The sequence below is a fragment of the uncultured Roseobacter sp. genome (assembly GCF_947501835.1).
In the GTDB taxonomy this organism is placed as follows: domain Bacteria; phylum Pseudomonadota; class Alphaproteobacteria; order Rhodobacterales; family Rhodobacteraceae; genus Roseobacter.
Genome location: NZ_CANMXR010000001.1, coordinates 674,794 through 690,377, shown reverse-complemented (window position 1 = coordinate 690,377; position 15,584 = coordinate 674,794). Strand labels below are relative to the sequence as shown.

At 61.1% G+C, this 15,584-nt stretch carries 15 protein-coding genes; 7 read left to right on the top strand and 8 right to left on the bottom strand.

Annotated elements, in window-relative coordinates:
* Positions 1-80 precede the first annotated feature (80 nt).
* A complete protein-coding gene (gene rpiB / locus Q1A20_RS03350; protein WP_299915902.1) occupies positions 81-530 on the bottom strand; it encodes a ribose 5-phosphate isomerase B in 450 nt (149 codons plus the stop codon).
* A gap of 309 nt (positions 531-839) precedes the next feature.
* On the opposite strand from rpiB, the gene Q1A20_RS03345 reads away from it, so the two are divergent.
* The 7 genes from Q1A20_RS03345 to Q1A20_RS03315 all read left to right on the top strand — a co-directional run bounded on the left by Q1A20_RS03345 (position 840) and on the right by Q1A20_RS03315 (position 5,659).
* The gene (locus Q1A20_RS03345; RefSeq protein WP_299915900.1) at positions 840-1,580 is read left to right on the top strand and encodes an AraC family transcriptional regulator; all 741 of its coding nucleotides are present in this window, start codon (positions 840-842) and stop codon (positions 1,578-1,580) included.
* A 71-nt stretch (positions 1,581-1,651) separates the two neighbouring features.
* Positions 1,652-2,032, top strand: a complete 381-nt coding sequence (locus Q1A20_RS03340) for a VOC family protein (protein ID WP_298970264.1) — start codon at positions 1,652-1,654, stop codon at positions 2,030-2,032.
* 237 nt (positions 2,033-2,269) lie between these two features.
* Positions 2,270-2,848, top strand: a complete 579-nt coding sequence (locus Q1A20_RS03335; protein ID WP_299915898.1) for a uracil-DNA glycosylase family protein — start codon at positions 2,270-2,272, stop codon at positions 2,846-2,848.
* Complete coding sequence (locus Q1A20_RS03330) at positions 2,845-3,639, top strand: SseB family protein (protein WP_299403564.1); 795 nt, start codon at positions 2,845-2,847, stop codon at positions 3,637-3,639. Before Q1A20_RS03335 ends, Q1A20_RS03330 begins: the two co-directional genes overlap by 4 nt.
* A 160-nt stretch (positions 3,640-3,799) precedes the next feature.
* The gene (locus Q1A20_RS03325; protein ID WP_299403566.1) at positions 3,800-4,324 is read left to right on the top strand and encodes a YHS domain-containing (seleno)protein; all 525 of its coding nucleotides are present in this window, start codon (positions 3,800-3,802) and stop codon (positions 4,322-4,324) included.
* 17 nt (positions 4,325-4,341) lie between these two features.
* The gene (locus Q1A20_RS03320; RefSeq protein WP_299403569.1) at positions 4,342-4,821 is read left to right on the top strand and encodes a rhodanese-like domain-containing protein; all 480 of its coding nucleotides are present in this window, start codon (positions 4,342-4,344) and stop codon (positions 4,819-4,821) included.
* Between the two features lies 1 nt (position 4,822).
* Positions 4,823-5,659 carry a polyhydroxybutyrate depolymerase gene (locus Q1A20_RS03315; protein WP_299403570.1) on the top strand — a complete coding sequence of 279 codons (837 nt, stop codon included), beginning with the start codon at positions 4,823-4,825 and terminating at the stop codon, positions 5,657-5,659.
* 128 nt (positions 5,660-5,787) lie between these two features.
* Here Q1A20_RS03315 and mdoH read toward each other — a convergent pair whose 3' ends face one another.
* The 7 genes from mdoH to Q1A20_RS03280 form a co-directional block, all read right to left on the bottom strand.
* Positions 5,788-7,683 carry a glucans biosynthesis glucosyltransferase MdoH gene (mdoH, locus tag Q1A20_RS03310; protein ID WP_299403573.1) on the bottom strand — a complete coding sequence of 632 codons (1,896 nt, stop codon included), beginning with the start codon at positions 7,681-7,683 and terminating at the stop codon, positions 5,788-5,790.
* Entirely contained in the window at positions 7,680-9,203 is a 1,524-nt protein-coding gene (locus Q1A20_RS03305) for a glucan biosynthesis protein (protein ID WP_299403575.1), read from the bottom strand. The genes mdoH and Q1A20_RS03305 overlap by 4 nt, the downstream gene beginning before the upstream one ends.
* Positions 9,203-10,444, bottom strand: coding sequence for an OpgC family protein (locus Q1A20_RS03300; RefSeq protein WP_299403578.1), 1,242 nt, complete (start codon positions 10,442-10,444; stop codon positions 9,203-9,205). The genes Q1A20_RS03305 and Q1A20_RS03300 overlap by 1 nt, the downstream gene beginning before the upstream one ends.
* Before the next feature lie 48 nt (positions 10,445-10,492).
* Entirely contained in the window at positions 10,493-11,842 is a 1,350-nt protein-coding gene (locus Q1A20_RS03295; RefSeq protein ID WP_299915895.1) for a tetratricopeptide repeat protein, read from the bottom strand.
* Between the two features lie 174 nt (positions 11,843-12,016).
* Complete coding sequence (locus Q1A20_RS03290) at positions 12,017-13,222, bottom strand: CoA transferase (RefSeq protein WP_299915893.1); 1,206 nt, start codon at positions 13,220-13,222, stop codon at positions 12,017-12,019.
* Positions 13,209-14,831 carry a thiamine pyrophosphate-binding protein gene (locus tag Q1A20_RS03285; RefSeq protein ID WP_299915891.1) on the bottom strand — a complete coding sequence of 541 codons (1,623 nt, stop codon included), beginning with the start codon at positions 14,829-14,831 and terminating at the stop codon, positions 13,209-13,211. The genes Q1A20_RS03290 and Q1A20_RS03285 overlap by 14 nt, the downstream gene beginning before the upstream one ends.
* Positions 14,832-14,986: 155 nt before the next feature.
* The gene (locus Q1A20_RS03280; RefSeq protein WP_299403588.1) at positions 14,987-15,553 is read right to left on the bottom strand and encodes a GcrA family cell cycle regulator; all 567 of its coding nucleotides are present in this window, start codon (positions 15,551-15,553) and stop codon (positions 14,987-14,989) included.
* Positions 15,554-15,584 lie beyond the last annotated feature (31 nt).

Here is a 15,584-nt window from a genome sequence, read left to right as displayed (position 1 = left end):
CATGGGCATATTCGAGTGCATCATCTTCCAAGGACAACTTGCTGCCTGAATTCAACCAAATGCGAAAACAGAGGGGGGCGCTACCCTTCCAGCGCCTTAATCATCTCTACCCGCGGCGCATGCCGTCCACCCTCGAAGCGGGCGGCCAGGAAGGCATCCACGATGTCCAGCGCCAGCCCTTCGCCCACCACGCGCGCGCCGAGTGAGAGCATGTTGGCATCATTGTGCTCGCGGATCATGCGGGCCGAGAATGTATCGGTGCAGACGCCGCAACGGATGCCTTTCACCTTATTTGCCGCCATCATGATGCCCTGGCCGGTGCCGCACAGGATGATGCCAAGCTGGCAGTCGCCGGAAGCAACACGCCGCGCCGCAGCTTCGCCATGCTTGGGATAATGCGTGCTCTCCGGCGTTGTCGGTCCGATATCGACCACTTCCCAACCCTTCGCCGCAATATGAGCGGCAACGGCCTGCCTGTGCTGAATGGCGGCGTGATCGCTGGAAAGTACGATGCGTTTGCTGGCTGTCATGGAGAAGTCGCCCCGGCTCTGCTGCTTATTTGTGGTTCACGCACGGAGCTATAACACCTCCGTGGTGACAACCAAGCCCCGTATTCATCGCCTCCCTCTAAAGCCAACGTCCATTTGGGCTGACCGACTGCAACCGACTAAAGCCGTAAGAGCGCGGCAAGGAGCCAGCAGGTATGGCCTGCCGAAGGCGTGTCTGCTTTGCAGATCCAAGGCGACGGGCCACCAAAACCCACAAGCCTTTTCTTTCAGTATCAAACCTTTAAGATCTGTGACCGGCAGGGGATCACGAATGAGGCGGGTGCGACACAGATGTACGATCCAAAGGGAAACGGCAAAGAGCGCAGGGTCGATACGGTGCAATTTCTTGAGGTTGAACCGCCCCAGCATCTCCGGAGCGTCGTGCATCGGTTCCTCGACCTGAAGACCCAAGTGCCTTTGGAGGAAGACTATCGGTTTCATGCCCTGCCGGATGCCTGCACCTATGTGATCTTGGATCAGCTCAATCCGAAAGTTGCCGGGGTCACGCGGCTCCGCGCCTCTTCAAAGGAACTCAATCTGGGCAGGAGTTTTCACTTCATCAATATTCGGTTCCTCCCGGGCGTTTGGCAGGGGGACCGCGCGCAGGTGTCTCATGGCTTGGTGGAAGAGGCCTATTCAGGCGATCTGCCCCTGATCGCGCTCAACCAATCCCTTTTGGGGCAGGATTTCGCGGCGCTCCAGTCCACGCTCATTCATTTTGTGGAGGATCTGCTCTCACGCGAAATCGTGATCGCCAACCCCGTCACGCAGAAAATATTCAGGCAGATGGATGAAATTCATTCGGTTGCCGATATGGCGGCAGCGGCAGGTTTGTCACCACGTCAATTGCAACGGGTGCTGAAAAACACGACGGGTTTTGCGCCGCATGATTTTCTCAAGGTCCTTCGCTTGCAGCAATCGTTGCTTGGCGAGCCCTCCCTGTCTTACGCGGATCAGTCCCATTTCATCCACTCTTTCCGGAAGGCGACGGGATACACCCCGGCAAGATACTCCAAAAAGTTCGATGTCTGATATCTACAATACGGGCCCGGATCGGCTTGGTAGATCATCGGCATTGGCGACAAAAAACAGGAGTTGGAAAAATGTCGAAGATGAACGCGGTTGGATGGTTTGATATCTATGTGGACGAATTGGACCGGGCGGTTACGTTTTATGAAACTGTGCTGGGATGCAAATGTGAACCCATTGGCGATCCCACCGGCGAAAACCAGATGATGAGCTTTCCTGCGGATATGAGCGCCTATGGTGCTGGCGGCGCCCTGTCCAAATCGGCGCATGCGTCGCCCGGGGTCGGCGGCACCGTAGTGTATTTTTCCGCCGAAGACTGCGCCGTTGAAGAGGCGCGCGTTGAAGCGGCGGGCGGCAAGGTCGCAAGGCCGAAGTTTTCCATTGGCGAGTTTGGGTGGGTCTCCCTGTGTTTGGACACGGAAGGAAACATGTTTGGCATCAGCTCAATGAAATGAGGTTTTTCATTGGCTTGAAGCGGAAAAACAGCTTCAGATGCATCCATTAAACGCATGGGCGGCCTCGTGGCGTGCCCATGCGCTTGGATTTGGCCCTCCAATGTGCCGCAAGCGACCAAAACGCGTAATCACTTTTCAGAAAACAACAGAAGTGATCTGAAGCAGCTTGCCGAGCGCGCCCAAAATTGAAACTAAAGACTGGATGTAACGCAAGGGGCGTCTTGAGAGCTGGGTGTGATGGAAGATTTGGAAACACTGAAATCTGGAATGCTTGCCTGCACCCTTTGCCAGGACCTGCCGCTTGGCCCCAATCCGATTTTTCAGCTGGACCAGGACGCCAGGATCTTGATCGTCGGACAGGCGCCCGGCCGCATTACGCACCATAAGGGACGCCCGTTTGACGATCCTTCGGGAGACCGCCTACGCGATTGGTTGGGGATCGATCGGACGACGTTTTATTCGGATCCCAGAGTTGGCATTTTCCCGATGGGGTTGTGTTTTCCAGGCGGTGGGGCTGGCGGGGATAATCCGCCGCCCAAAGTCTGCGCAACCACATGGCGCCAGCCTGTTATGGACAGGCTTGAAAAGGTTGAACTGACCTTGGTTCTGGGCGCCTATGCAATCGCCTGGCACCTCCCCGATCTCAAAGGCAAATCGGTTGTCGAGGCGGTCAGGCGCGCTGCGGAGGGAAAAGACGGCGTCTTTGTGCTGCCGCATCCAAGCCCTCGAAACAACCGGTGGCTCAAGCAGAACCCCTGGTTTGAGCAGGACGTGCTGCCACGGTTGAGCGCCCGGGTGGCAGAGGTATTGAGATGACGGAAATCACGCCGCTCGATCAGGCCCATGCCGGGATGGAGGCCGCGCCAGAGGATGACTCGGCCCGATTGCGGTTTTTCGAAAGGCTGGCGGAAAGTGAGCTGTTTCTGATGTTGGCGGAGGACGCCTCAGACGACGATCAGATCACGCCCGAAGTTTTTGATCTGGGCGACGCGCGTTACGTGCTGGTCTTTGACCGCGAAGAACGGCTGTCGCGTTTTGCCGGCCAACCGACGCCCTATGTTGCGCTCTCGGGGCGTGTCATCGCGGGCATGCTTGCGGGGCAGGGCATTGGGCTTGGGGTGAACCTCGACGTGGCACCGTCCGCGATCCTGCTGCCCGACACGGCCGTTGCCTGGCTGAAAGACACGCTGGATCACACGCCCGACGAAGTGGCCGCGCATATTGCAGAGGTCTTTCCGCCCGCAGGCCTGCCGGAAAGCCTGATCTCCGCCCTTGATGGCAAGCTGGCGACGGCCATGGGGTTGGCGCATTGCGCGTATCTGGTTGGCATAGCATATGACAGCGGGGCGCGCGGTCACCTGCTGGCCTTCGTTGGCGCCGTCCCGGAAGCGCAGGAGGCCCTGGCGAAAGCGGCGGCAGAAGCGCTGACGTTTTCAGGCATCGAAGCAGGCGCAATGGATGTGGGGTTTTTCCGTGCCTCTGATCTGCTGACCGCCAGCATGGAGCGGGTCGGTCTGCGGTTCGATCTGCCGCAAGCGCAGGAGCCCGTGCTGCACCCGGTTGCCGCGCCGGGATCGGACCCGGACAAACCGCCCCGTCTGCGATAACCCCACTGCCCAAAAATCACGGGTGATCACGCGGAGCCCGCCGATTTTCACAAGGCCGCGAGAGCATGCTTCAATGGGTGCACAGGGCGGCTTTTGCACCCTAAGTGTTGGGGGCAAGAGAAACCGCCACATAGCGTGCCTAAGAAAATTGGAGTTTTAAATGAACCGCTTCCCTCTGAAAATCGCCGGTGTTGCCATTGCCCTGACCATGGCGTCGCAAGCCTGGGCAGGTGACCAATACGTCGATCCCACCGGCTTTGCCGTATCCGGCTATGATGTGGTTGCTTATTTTGACCTGGAGCAGAACCCGGTCGGCTCCGCGCAGCCTGCGGCGGTGCCAGGTGACAAGGACATCACCACCACTTACAATGGCGCAACCTTTGCGTTCTCGACCGAAGCCAACAAGGCGGAATTTGAGGCCAACCCGGAGAAATATCTGCCACAATACGATGGTCACTGTGCCTACGGCGTGGCCAAGGGTGGTAAAGTCCCCGGTAACCCGAACTTGTGGCGGATCCTTGATGGCAAGCTTTATCTCAACATCACCGAAAATGTGGTGGGGTTCTGGGAAGAGGACATTCCGGGCAACATCCAGCTGTCTGAAGCCAATTGGGTCAACATCGAAGCGGACCCCGCTTCCGACCGCCCAATTCCGCAGTTCGAAAGCTCTGCCCCGGTTGAATGACAATGATTGAGAAGGACATGCCTTCTCGCCCTGCAAAGGCTCCGGCGCGCTTGTCGCGGCGGGGCTTTTTGCTGCTGGGAGGCGTTTGTGCCGTGACGGTTGGTGCCGGGGCGGCGCGCTGGTTCAACATCTGGGCGGAGACCGGAGAAGGTGCGCTAAGCGCGCCGGAGGCGCATGAGGCTGCGGTGTCAGGTGCAATCCTGCTGATCGACATCAGACGCCCTGACGAATGGGCGCTAACCGGCGTGGGGGAGGGAGCCGTCCCCATCGACATGCGCAACAAGGACTTCATCGCCGATGTCAGCGGACGGGTGGACGGTGACCACGCGCGCCCCATTGCGCTGATCTGCGCACGGGGCGTCCGGTCGCGGCGCCTCGGGGCCCGGTTAGCTGAGGCGGGCTTCACCCGTATCATCGATGTGCCCGAAGGGATGTTGGGCTCGGGCGCGGGTCCCGGCTGGATCAAGCGCGGTCTGCCGCTGCACAAGGAGAGCTGACGTGAACCGATTTTTGGCGTTGTTTGCCGCTGCGATGATCAACGCGGCGGGCGCTGCGCAGGCCGGGTGCGGCGAGAGCGCCGACGCCTGCGCGGTCGATTTGGGCACCTACCACGCGCGCGTGCCGGATGGTCCGGTCAAAGGGGCGATCCTCTATCTTCATGGGTTTGGTGGCACGGGCAATGGCGCGCTGCGCCCGAACGATTGGGTCGATACCGCGCTTGACCGCGGCTACGTGCTGATCGCACCGGATGGCTTGCCTTACGCCGAAGGCCGGGGGCGCGGATGGTCTTTTATCCCGGGGCGCCCGAAACTGCGCGATGAGCCTGCGTTTCTGAGTGCGGTGCGCGACGATGCCGCCGCACGGTTTGGGTTCTCTGCCGATCAGGTGATCCTCAGTGGCTTCTCCATCGGCGGATCGATGACCTCCTATCTGGCCTGTGGCAGGCCAGAAAGCTTCGCCGCCTATGCGCCCGTCGCGGGCGGGTTCTGGCGACCACACCCGACCGATTGTGCGGGACCTGTGCGGTTGTTGCACACGCATGGATGGACGGACAGCACGGTGCCTTTGGAGGGCCGTGTGCTGCGGGGTGACGATGCGACCGATCCGCAGGCGCTGATGCAGGGCGACATCTTCTACACCCTTCGGATGTGGCGCGAGGTGAATGCGTGTCACCAGCTTCGCGCGGACCGATATGTCACCAAAGGGGACTTCATGCGCCGGGCCTGGGATCGTTGCAGCGAAGGCTCGGCGCTGGAGTTCGCGCTGTTTCCCGGCGGGCATGTGGTGCCGGAGGGCTGGGCGGATATGATGCTGGACTGGTATGAGGGGCTCTGACCAAAGCGCCATCTTTATAGCGCCTTACGGACTCGCTTTCTAAGTCATATCACGCGCGAACATGATCGTGACGCACTGCGCAAGACCGGTTGAACAAGCGCAATTGGGCCGAATTTGGGGCCGGAGGATTATTCAGCCGGAAACCGGGATGCGTTCAACAAATCGCGCAGGCGTGACCGCTCCACACGCGCGCGCGCGACAATGGCCGGTTCACGAATGGTATTGGGGCTTTGCATGCGCAGACCCCCGGGCAGGGACCGCGACAGCGGCACAGCACTTAGCGCCGAAAGGGGTACGGCGAGGCACAGGCTGACAACAATCGGGATCAACCAGTAAGACACCAGACCCGCCGCCAGCCCGCTCAGCAGCAGCAGGCCAAGGGTTGTCTCGGCCCAATGAAACCGGACCAATGTGCCGAGCGGATAGGCCCGGGCATGCCGCGATTGCGCCACCCAGGCATCGGACCGTCCGAGCAATGCCCGCAGCACCGCGCGTGTCTGTTGGATCATCAGGATGGGGGCGTAGGCGATCGACAGAATGATCTCGACCACAAATGCCATCAGGAAGGCGCCGCGCCCGCCATAGACCCGCGTGGCCTTGGGATGCAGCGCAATGATCCCTGCGCCCACCATCTTGGGCGTCAGCAACATCGCGTACATGATGATCAGGAACACGGCGGAATCGATATGGCTCATCTCGGGCGGCCAGTCCGGGAACAGCGGATTGGTCTCGTTGAAATAGCGCACCACATTTGTTTCGGAATCCACGCCCAGCAGGGCCCAGACGACCAGCAGGAAGAACCACGCTGGCGACAACAGATAGCTGACGGCGCCGTGGAAGAGGTGGTAGCGCGAGACAGGATGCAGCCCGGCGGTGCGCAGGAGGCGAAGGTGCTGCAGATTACCCCGACACCAGCGTTGGTCGCGCAGCACATAATCGATCAGCGTGCCGGGGGTTTCCTCGAAACTGCCGGTGACGCGCGGCAGGAAGCGGACGCACCAGCCTGCGCGGCGCAAAAGCCCGGCCTCGACAAAATCATGGCTCAGGATCAGTTCCGCCTTGCCCCTGCGGCCCTGCAGATAGGGCAGGCCGGCGGATGCGGCGAAGGCCTTTGTCCGGATGATCGCATTGTGACCCCAGTAGTTGCCCTCGCTGCGCGCCCAATTGGCCAGACCTTCGGCCAGCAACCAGCCATAGGCAATGTTGGAGAATTGCTGCAACCGGGCAAACACCGTCTCCGCCCCGATCAGCATCGGGAAGGTCTGGATCAGGCCGGCGCGCGGATCGACGCTCAACTCGTCGGCCAGCCGGTCAATGGCCCGCCCGGTCATGAGGCTGTCGGCATCCAGTACCAGCATGGCCTCGTAGGCCGCGCCCCAACCGGTGATCCAATCGACCAGATTGCCAACCTTCTTGTCGGAATTGGTCTCCCGACGGCGGTAGTGGACGGCAAAACCTGCGGGCGCGGAGGCCTCCAGAGCGGCAAAGGCGCGCAGCTCATCCTCCGCGATCATGTCGTCGCGGGTGTCGGACAGCACAAAGAGCGTATAGCGGTGTGGACTGCCGCGGCGCGCCAGGTCATCCAGCATCGCGGTGGCGTTGCCAAAGACGTCACAGGGGACTTCGTTATAGATCGGCACCAAGAGAGCCACATCCATCGGCACGACTTCGGACCGTCGGCGGGTCTGCGCCGTCTCGCGCGCCAACAGGCCCGCAATGGCCACCCCAACCGTGCTGACCGACAGGGTGACCCAGATGAAAGTGATGCCAATCAGGGTCAAAAGCACCCATTCGAGCCCGGTCATGCCCATTTCCGCCAACCATCCGTGCATGCCGGAGACCAGAAGCAGCGTTGCGATCAGCGCAGGCACAAACAGCGCCACACGCCAGCCAAAGGCATGCTCGGACATGCGCGAGGGGTTGTCTTCCGGACAGGCGGACAGGTCCTGCACCCGCATGCTCAAGGGCGCGCGAGGCGGCATGGTCATGGCGACCGTGTCTATGTTGTCCGAACTATCCTTCACCCAGTTGTCCACCTGTATAGCCAAACTTCGCTCAGAGGCGCGCCATCCAGACGCAGTTGCGCGCGGAATTCGATGTAACGAGCGTCCTCCGGTTTGAATGTAAACGCCAGTCGCGGCCCATTGGTTTCAGGGTTTCTTTGCACCAGGCCGGGCGTGAGCGAACCGCCGCTGCCGCGCAGGACGATATCCAGCCGATTGAGGTCTTCGGGCACCAGCGCACCGTCTTCGAAATCGATTGTGACGATCTTGCCGCCCTCGGGGCGTCCACCAATGGCCGTGCTGAGCACACGCAGGGGCATATCGCGCTTGGGCGCCGGATCTTCGCCCCAATCGAGCAAATAGCTCATCTTGTGGCTTTGGCCCGCCAATATTGGCTCCGATGGGCGCCAGTAGGCCACGATGTTGTCGTAGATTTCCAGATCGGCCGGGATTTCGACCAGTGTCACCGAGCCTTGCCCCCAGTCTTCCTGCGGGGTGATCCAGGCGGCGGGCCGCGAGTGATAAAGCGCCTCCAGATCGGCGTAATCGCTGAACTTGCGCGGTCGCTGCATCAGGCCGAAGCCACGCGGGTTGGTGTCGGAGAACGCGCTGATCTGAAGCGTCAGCGGATTGGCCAGCGGGCGCCAGATCACCTCGCCGGCGCCATTGTGGATTAGCAGGCCATCATTGTCGTGCACGGCGGGGCGAAAATCGTCAAATCGATGGCGCATGGTTTCGTCAAACAGAAACATCGAGGTCAGCGGCGCGATCCCCACATGGGTCATGTCCGCGCGGGCAAAAACCTCGGCGGAGACGGACATGCGCAGCGTATCGCCATGGGCGATGTCGAAGCGGTAGGCACCTGTACAGCTGGGGCTGTCCAAGAGCGCGTGCAGCACAACGGAGCCAGCGCCGGGCTGAGGGGTTTCCATCCAGAAGGCGGTGAAATCGGGGAATTCCTCCCCCATCGGATCGCCGGTCTTGAGCGCGAGGCCGCGGGCGGAGAGGCCGTAGGTCTCGCCGGTGCCGATGCCGCGGAAATAGCTGGCGCCCTGAAACACTGCATATTCCTGAAAGATGCCCGCCTGTTTCAGTTCGGCACGTAGGCGCAGGCCGGAATATCCCAGCGTGGCATCGATCTCGACTTCAGGGAATTTGTCGGTGGAGTCGAAAACGCCCATGTCAAAGGCCAACGGTCGAGCCGCGCCATTTTCCACCACATTGATTTCCACCGCCTGCGGGAAATAGAGGCCGGGCGGGAAGACATCAACGCGCTGCGGTTTGTCTGATCCTTGCCACAGGGCATTGCGACCGTCGAACCAGATCTTGCGGTACTGGTCATAGCTCAGGTTGCGCCAGCTTTCCGGGATCAGCGGACGTGGCGTGTAATCGGTCGCCGCCAGTTCCATGGCTCGCATGCGTACGGTGTCTGCGTCAAAGGGTTGCGCATCGCCCAGCTGCAGGCCGGGTTCCTTGGCAAACCCGGCTGAGGGAATAGCGGCAAGCGCGGCGAGGGATTTCAGAACATCACGACGAAGCATCAGTGCACCGCTTTCTTGCGCCAGGGTTGCGACTTGTACCAACCCGCGCCATAGGCCGTCAGGACCAGCACGCCCATCCCCGCAAAGTTGACTGCAACCACGGTCCAGGTATCCCGCCCGATGTTGTCCATCACGAAACCACTGACGCGCGCGGTGAACATGCTGACGATGAAAACGGCGAGCGATTGTTGGCCAACCTTGAGGATGATCGCCAGAATATTCTGCCAGGTCCGCGCCAGAAAGCTGGTGCCATGGGCGAGCAGTCTTGCGCCTTTGTCTCCTGCGGCGACCCAGCAGAGATAGGCCAGCGCTAGAAAATGCACATAGCGCAGCAAGCCGAAATCGGACTTGGTGATCCAGACCTTGTTGGCAATGCGCCAGTCGCGCGCCCATTCAAAGCCGAATTCGCGCACACCGATATTGGAGAGCGGCACAATGATCAGCACAAGGGCCGTCGCCAGACCGATCAGCATCGGCGTGACCGGCGGCTTGGGCAGCCATCCCCGCATGAAGGCAAAGCCGGTGAAGAAGACCAGCTGCCAGCCAAATGGATTGAAGAACCACTTGCGGTCAGACCAGGGTTCGGCGGGCAGGCCCAGGTGATAATTTTCGAGACCGACCTTCGCCAGAACGAGGTTTTGCGCAAAGAGCCAGACGCCGATCACAAAAAGCGCAACAAGACCCAGATGGACGCGGGAGAGCGCCATGATCAGCGGCATCATCAGCAGCACAACCATATACATCGGCAGGATGTCGAAATAATTAGGCACATAGGTCAATGTCAGCAGCCCCACGAGCGGCGGTCCCGGCTCGTTAAAGAACTTCCACAGGTTCAGAGAGCCGATATAGACCTTGTCGTAGGCCCCTGTCATGTCGATGGCGGCAAGCAGCGTGGCCACGGCAAAAAACAGCCCAATATGCGCCCAATATACCTGCCAGACGCGGAAGCTGACCCGCGCCGTTCCCAGTCGCCAGCCAACTGTGTCATAGGCCCTGCCGAAGGCAATGGCCGAGGCCATGCCGGAACAGAAAACAAAAATCTCCGTGGCGTCTGAAAAGCCCCAGCGCGCCGGGATCCAGGAGGTAAAGAAATTGCCCGGCGTATGGGCGAACAGAATGATGAACATCGCGATGCCCCGGAAGAAATCCAGACGCACATCACGTTGCTTTGCCACAGGTGCCGCTTGTGCCGCAGAAGCGGCAGCGGTGGGCGTTATTTGTGTTGGGTCGGCAAGTGTCATGGCCGGTCTTTATGCGTTGTCCAAAGAAATGTCATTATGCGGGCTATGCTATTGTGCGGGGATCCGCCGGGCCTCGTGAATAGTGGCCAGACGTGTTGTGGTAAAACGATCTTCGCGGCCGGCGCGGCGTGCCAGACGGTCCAATATGACCGCCTCAGCCTGTTCGTAACGTCCTGCGCGCAATCCTGCGTCAATTGTGATCCGTTCAAAAACGTCGCGCTGGGCATGGCTGCCGCCGATTGTCTGCATTGCAGGTCGCGCAGCGGTCAGATCAGCAAAGGCGGCATCGTAACGCCCTTCGGCAAAGGCATTCAGGCCGGACAGCGCGGCGCAACCCGGATCGGCATAGCGCTGCGGCATCTCGCCGGGCTTCGCCGCATCCCGCGCGAAGCGGCGCGTCATGGCCGCCTTGGCGTCCGGACGGTCTGCGCCGGTCAGGGCCAGCATGTAGTGCAGATCGGCAAAGACGACGCAGCCATCGTCCGTGCGCTTCTGCGCCAGATCCGCCAGCTCTTCCCAGCGCGGGCCGACATCCACACCCTCCAGCTCCAGCCGGATCAGCAGCGATGTGGCGTTTGAGATGTCGCGGTAGTCATCGGTCTTGTCCGCTCGGATCTGCGCGTCATAGAGGCCCAGGGCGACATCCAGCTGACCACGGTCCATGTGCAACAGTGCCTTGTGCCACCAGACGTGGTACCGGAAGTTATTACAATGATCCCAGGCACTTGTGTGGCTTTCAATCAGGTCTATTCCGAGGTCTGGGCGGGCGGTCATGTCATAGACATGGGTGATGGCATGCAGACCCCAGGCGTCGTCGGGCGCCAGCAGCAAACCTTCGCGCCCGGCGGCCTCCGCCTGATCATAGGCGCCGGTTTCCTCCAGCGCAAAGGCGTGACATCCCAGGACATATCCGCGACAGGCATGGTCGTCGCCATGCGCCGCCAGCACCCGTTCGATGGAAGAGCGCATGCCGCTGGCATCCCCTAGAACGAACCGAATAGCGTGGCTAACCTTGGCGGAGAGCGTGTCTTCGGGGTGCCGCGTCAACACGCCTTCCATGGCGGCCACCGCTTTCGAGGGGCGCCCCTCCAGCCAATGATCCAGCGCACAGGTCCAAGCGGCCTCCCGGAAAGACGGTCTCGAATTTGCACAGGCCTCACGCGCCGCAACCGCCGCCTCTTTGGCGGTCTGAACCATCTCCGCACGGCCCAGCATCAGCGAAAAGAGCCCGCGTGCCGCATGCCCCATGGCGAAATCCGGATGGCTGGCCAGCACCGCGGCCAGATGGGTTGGCGTCGCAGTGCTGTGCGCCAGAAACGCGCGGATCATGCCATTCCAGTGATCCAGCGCTTCAGGATCGGTGAGCGAAACAGGGCAGTTACAAATATCATACATCATTGAGATGGCGCCTTTATTCTGCGAATTGCACAATTCTTTACCGCAATATCAGCATGCGCGAAGGCTCGGGCGCGTTGTTACACGCCAACGTGAAGGCGCGTGTTAAGATTCTGCATATGTTTCAGGATTAGCGCGCAAAAACCGGCGGAAATAAGCTGATTTTCGGCAGTTGTTTCAATCTGTCTTTGGCTTGATGTCAAACATTTCAAAAACCGTATTCGTATCCTGACCGAAACGCGGTGGTGGTCGCCGGTATTGCACCGGTGTGCGCGAAAACTTGAGAGGGTTGCCCAGCAGCTCCACCGCACCTTTGGCGGTATCCGGTGTCTCTATCGCGACGACCGTGCCCCGCGCCTGCGCCTGATCGGATTGCAGCGCCTGCGCAACCGTGTGGATGGGGCCTGCAGGCACTTTGACCGCATGGCAGCGGGCCAGCACGTCGGCGCAGGATATATCCTTCAAGACGCTAGCGATCCGTCCGGTCAGGTTCACCCGGTTTTCAATACGGGCCAGATTGGTGTTAAAATTTGCGCTTTCGGCCAGACCTGTCAGATTGAAGGCGTCACAGAACCGCGCGAACTGTGCGTCATTGCCGACCGCGAGCAGGATATGCCCGTCAGCACAGGCAAAGGCATCGTAGGGCACAATGTTGGGGTGGGCGTTGCCACGCCGTTCCGGCAGCTTTCCCGAGGTCAGGAAATTTGTGCCCTCATTGATCAGCCAGGCCATCTGCGCGTCAACCAGGCTCAGATCAATGTGCTGGCCTTCGCCGGTTGCATCGCGGTGCCGCAGCGCGGCTAGAATGCCGATGGTGGCATACATGCCGCACATGACATCCGCGATGCCGACACCAACTTTCATGGGCGGCCCGTCGGGCGCACCGGTCAGGGACATGATCCCGCCATAGCCCTGCGCCATCAGGTCGTATCCTGGCTGATCGCGGTTTGGTCCGGTCTGGCCAAAGCCGGAGACCGAGCAATAAACCAGACCGGGGTGTGCTGCGCGCAGCGTCGCATGATCCAGCCCGTATTTTTCCAGCCCGCCGGGTTTGTAATTCTCAATCACCACATCGGCGCGCGCCGCCAGATGGCGCAGGGTTTGCTGGCCCGCTTCGGTGGCCAGATCGACGGAAATGGAAAGCTTGTTGCGATTGGCGGCCATGAAATAGGCGGACAGGTCCGTGGGCGTGCCGTCCTTGCCCTTGGCGTAGTTTGGCCCCCAACTGCGGGTGTCATCGCCCCCGGTTTTGGGGTTTTCGACCTTGACGACGGTTGCCCCGAGATCCCCCAGCAACTGTGTTGCCGTTGGCCCGGCCAGAATGCGGCTGAGGTCGAGGACAACCAGCCCGTCCAAGGCCATCGGTGTATCAGAGCCGGCCATCGTAAGCTCCGCGCTCGATCACGGCGGCAATGACGGTGAAGGTGTCGGCGGTCATGGCGGTTTTCAGCGCCTGTTCCAATCCGTCGCGGCTGGTGACGGTGTGCCCCGCGCCGCCAAAGGCCACGCCCATCGCCGCAAAATCGTGTTTTGCAAAATCCACGCCGCGGTTTTTCATCTGCCGCGAACGCTGTTTGAGCTCAATGAGGGAGAGCGACGCATCGACAAACACCAAGATGATCGGTTTCAGACCCAATTCCGCCGCAGTGGACAACTCGCCCGCGACCATCAGGAACCCGGCATCGCCGCAAAATCCGATCACCGGGCGGTCCGGATCGGCCAGCTTGGTGCCCATCGCCAGCGGGATGGCGCAGCCCATGGTGCACAGCGCCGTCGATTGTGTCAGCCCGCGGGGTGCGTAACATTCCCACATCTGGCTGAGCAGAATGCGGTGGGCGCCGCTGTCCACCGTGGCCAGCGTGTCGCGGGGCAGGACTTGGCGGCAGGTATCCATAACGGCGGCGGGTCCCCAGGTGTCCTCCTTGGGGAAGGCCTCCGCCAGCGCTACCTTGGTCGCGGCAACCTCGCCCTGCGCCCAGGTCTCTTGCGGGGCGATCCCATCTGAAATCGCCTGCAGGCTTGCCGCGCAATCGGCGATAAAGTTCAAGCTGGATTGATGCATATAGTGGTGGTTCGGCTCGGCGGTGATGTCGATCACGCGCTGCGTTGTCGGATCCCAGATATCGCGCCAGCCCACCCGCATTTCAATCGGGTCGTAGCCCACACAAAGGATCAGGTCTGCCTTTTCGATCAAGGGCAAGAGGTGGCGGTCGGCGAGCGGTGAGAGCCCAGCCCCTCCAAGCGCCAGCGCATGGTCTTCGGGCAGCAGACCCTTCGCCTTGTAGGTCGTGACCACGGGCACGTTGTAGGTTTCGGCGAAATTTGCAATCGCCACCTCGGCGCCTTCCACCATGGCGTCCAGACCGACGACCATGACCGGACGGCGGGCCTGCGCCAGCCAGCTGCGGGCCGTTTCCAGGTCCGCGCCGGAAGGGGCCAGCGGGGAGGCCTTGACCCGCCTTGGCGGTGCCTCGGCGGGCACCTTTGCATCGGCCAACGTGATCGGCACATCGATATGCACCGGACCGGGGCGGCCTTCGGTGGCAATGGCCACCGCCTTGTCGGCAATCACATGCGCGGCACCGGGCACCAGCGAGAAACTCGCCTTGGTGATGGGGCGGAAAACAGCCTGCTGGTCGAGAACCTGATGGGTGTAGGTCTGCGCCTCATCCGCATCCACGGCACCGGCCAGCACGATCATCGGCACCCGGTCCTGATGGGCATTGGCCACCGCATTCACCCCGTTCAGCGCGCCGGGACCGACGGTGGCCACCAGAATACCGGGCGCACCCGTACGGTGATAGGCTCCTTCGGCCATGAAAGCCGCGGCGTTTTCATGTTTGGCGAGGATGAACCGGATCCCCGCGTCTTCGAGCGCATCGACCAGGGTCAGAACCTCGCCGCCGGGCATGCCAAAGGCATAGCGGCACCCTTCGGCATAGAGGCGGCGCGCCACGGCATCCGCCGCTCTGATGGTTGATGATGGTGCCAAGTCCCGCCCCTCCGGTCATAAAGTTCGCCCGCACGGTCATACCCGAAGCAGATCGCAGTGCAATTCACCATTATGTTCAAAGTGTTTCAGCGCACCAAAAAACCCGAACCATAGCGGCCCGGGCTTTGACGTGCTGTTGTCGCGCGGGTCGCGGTTCAGCGGCGGCGATCGCGGCGAGACGACATCGGCTGAAATGCGACGCCAACATGCGCCTCGCAATAGGGCTTGCCCTGCTGTACAGGCAGGCCGCAGAACCAGAAGTCTTCTGTTGCCGGATCGCCGACAGGCCATTTGCAGGTCCGCTCGGTCAACTCCATAAGCGAGAGCTTTTTCGCCTTTTTCTCGATTTCGGAGACTTTGGCCAGGGCTTCCGGGCTGATCTCATTGGCCGAAGGTTGCGGCGGCAGCGGCTGCCCTGCTGGAATAATCTGTTTGCGCGCGGGCAGGGGGCGCGGGGCCGGCTCCGCCTCCGCCTTGGCTGCGGGTTCAGCAGGCTTGGGTGCCGGTTTCGGCTTTGCCTCGGCCTTGGGGGCGGGTTTTGCCTTGGCTTCGGGCTTGGCCGTCGCCGAGGCCGTTGCCCGGTTGGAAAGGCCCAGGCGATGTACCTTGCCGATCACAGCGTTGCGGGTCACGCCCCCCAGCTCTTTGGCGATCTGGCTGGCGGATTGGCCTTCGCCCCACATCTTTTTGAGCATTTCCACGCGATCGTCAGTCCAGGACATCAGCCATTCCCTAATTTAAAAGCGGTCCTGC

Coding starts and splice junctions, on each gene's coding strand:
- rpiB (WP_299915902.1), bottom strand. CDS start 530: ATGACAGCCAGCAAACGCATCGTACTTTCCAGCGATCACGCCGCCATT.
- Q1A20_RS03345 (WP_299915900.1), top strand. CDS start 840: ATGTACGATCCAAAGGGAAACGGCAAAGAGCGCAGGGTCGATACGGTG.
- Q1A20_RS03340 (WP_298970264.1), top strand. CDS start 1,652: ATGTCGAAGATGAACGCGGTTGGATGGTTTGATATCTATGTGGACGAA.
- Q1A20_RS03335 (WP_299915898.1), top strand. CDS start 2,270: ATGGAAGATTTGGAAACACTGAAATCTGGAATGCTTGCCTGCACCCTT.
- Q1A20_RS03330 (WP_299403564.1), top strand. CDS start 2,845: ATGACGGAAATCACGCCGCTCGATCAGGCCCATGCCGGGATGGAGGCC.
- Q1A20_RS03325 (WP_299403566.1), top strand. CDS start 3,800: ATGAACCGCTTCCCTCTGAAAATCGCCGGTGTTGCCATTGCCCTGACC.
- Q1A20_RS03320 (WP_299403569.1), top strand. CDS start 4,342: ATGCCTTCTCGCCCTGCAAAGGCTCCGGCGCGCTTGTCGCGGCGGGGC.
- Q1A20_RS03305 (WP_299403575.1), bottom strand. CDS start 9,203: ATGCTTCGTCGTGATGTTCTGAAATCCCTCGCCGCGCTTGCCGCTATT.
- Q1A20_RS03300 (WP_299403578.1), bottom strand. CDS start 10,444: ATGACACTTGCCGACCCAACACAAATAACGCCCACCGCTGCCGCTTCT.
- Q1A20_RS03295 (WP_299915895.1), bottom strand. CDS start 11,842: ATGATGTATGATATTTGTAACTGCCCTGTTTCGCTCACCGATCCTGAA.
- Q1A20_RS03290 (WP_299915893.1), bottom strand. CDS start 13,222: ATGGCCGGCTCTGATACACCGATGGCCTTGGACGGGCTGGTTGTCCTC.
- Q1A20_RS03280 (WP_299403588.1), bottom strand. CDS start 15,553: ATGTCCTGGACTGACGATCGCGTGGAAATGCTCAAAAAGATGTGGGGC.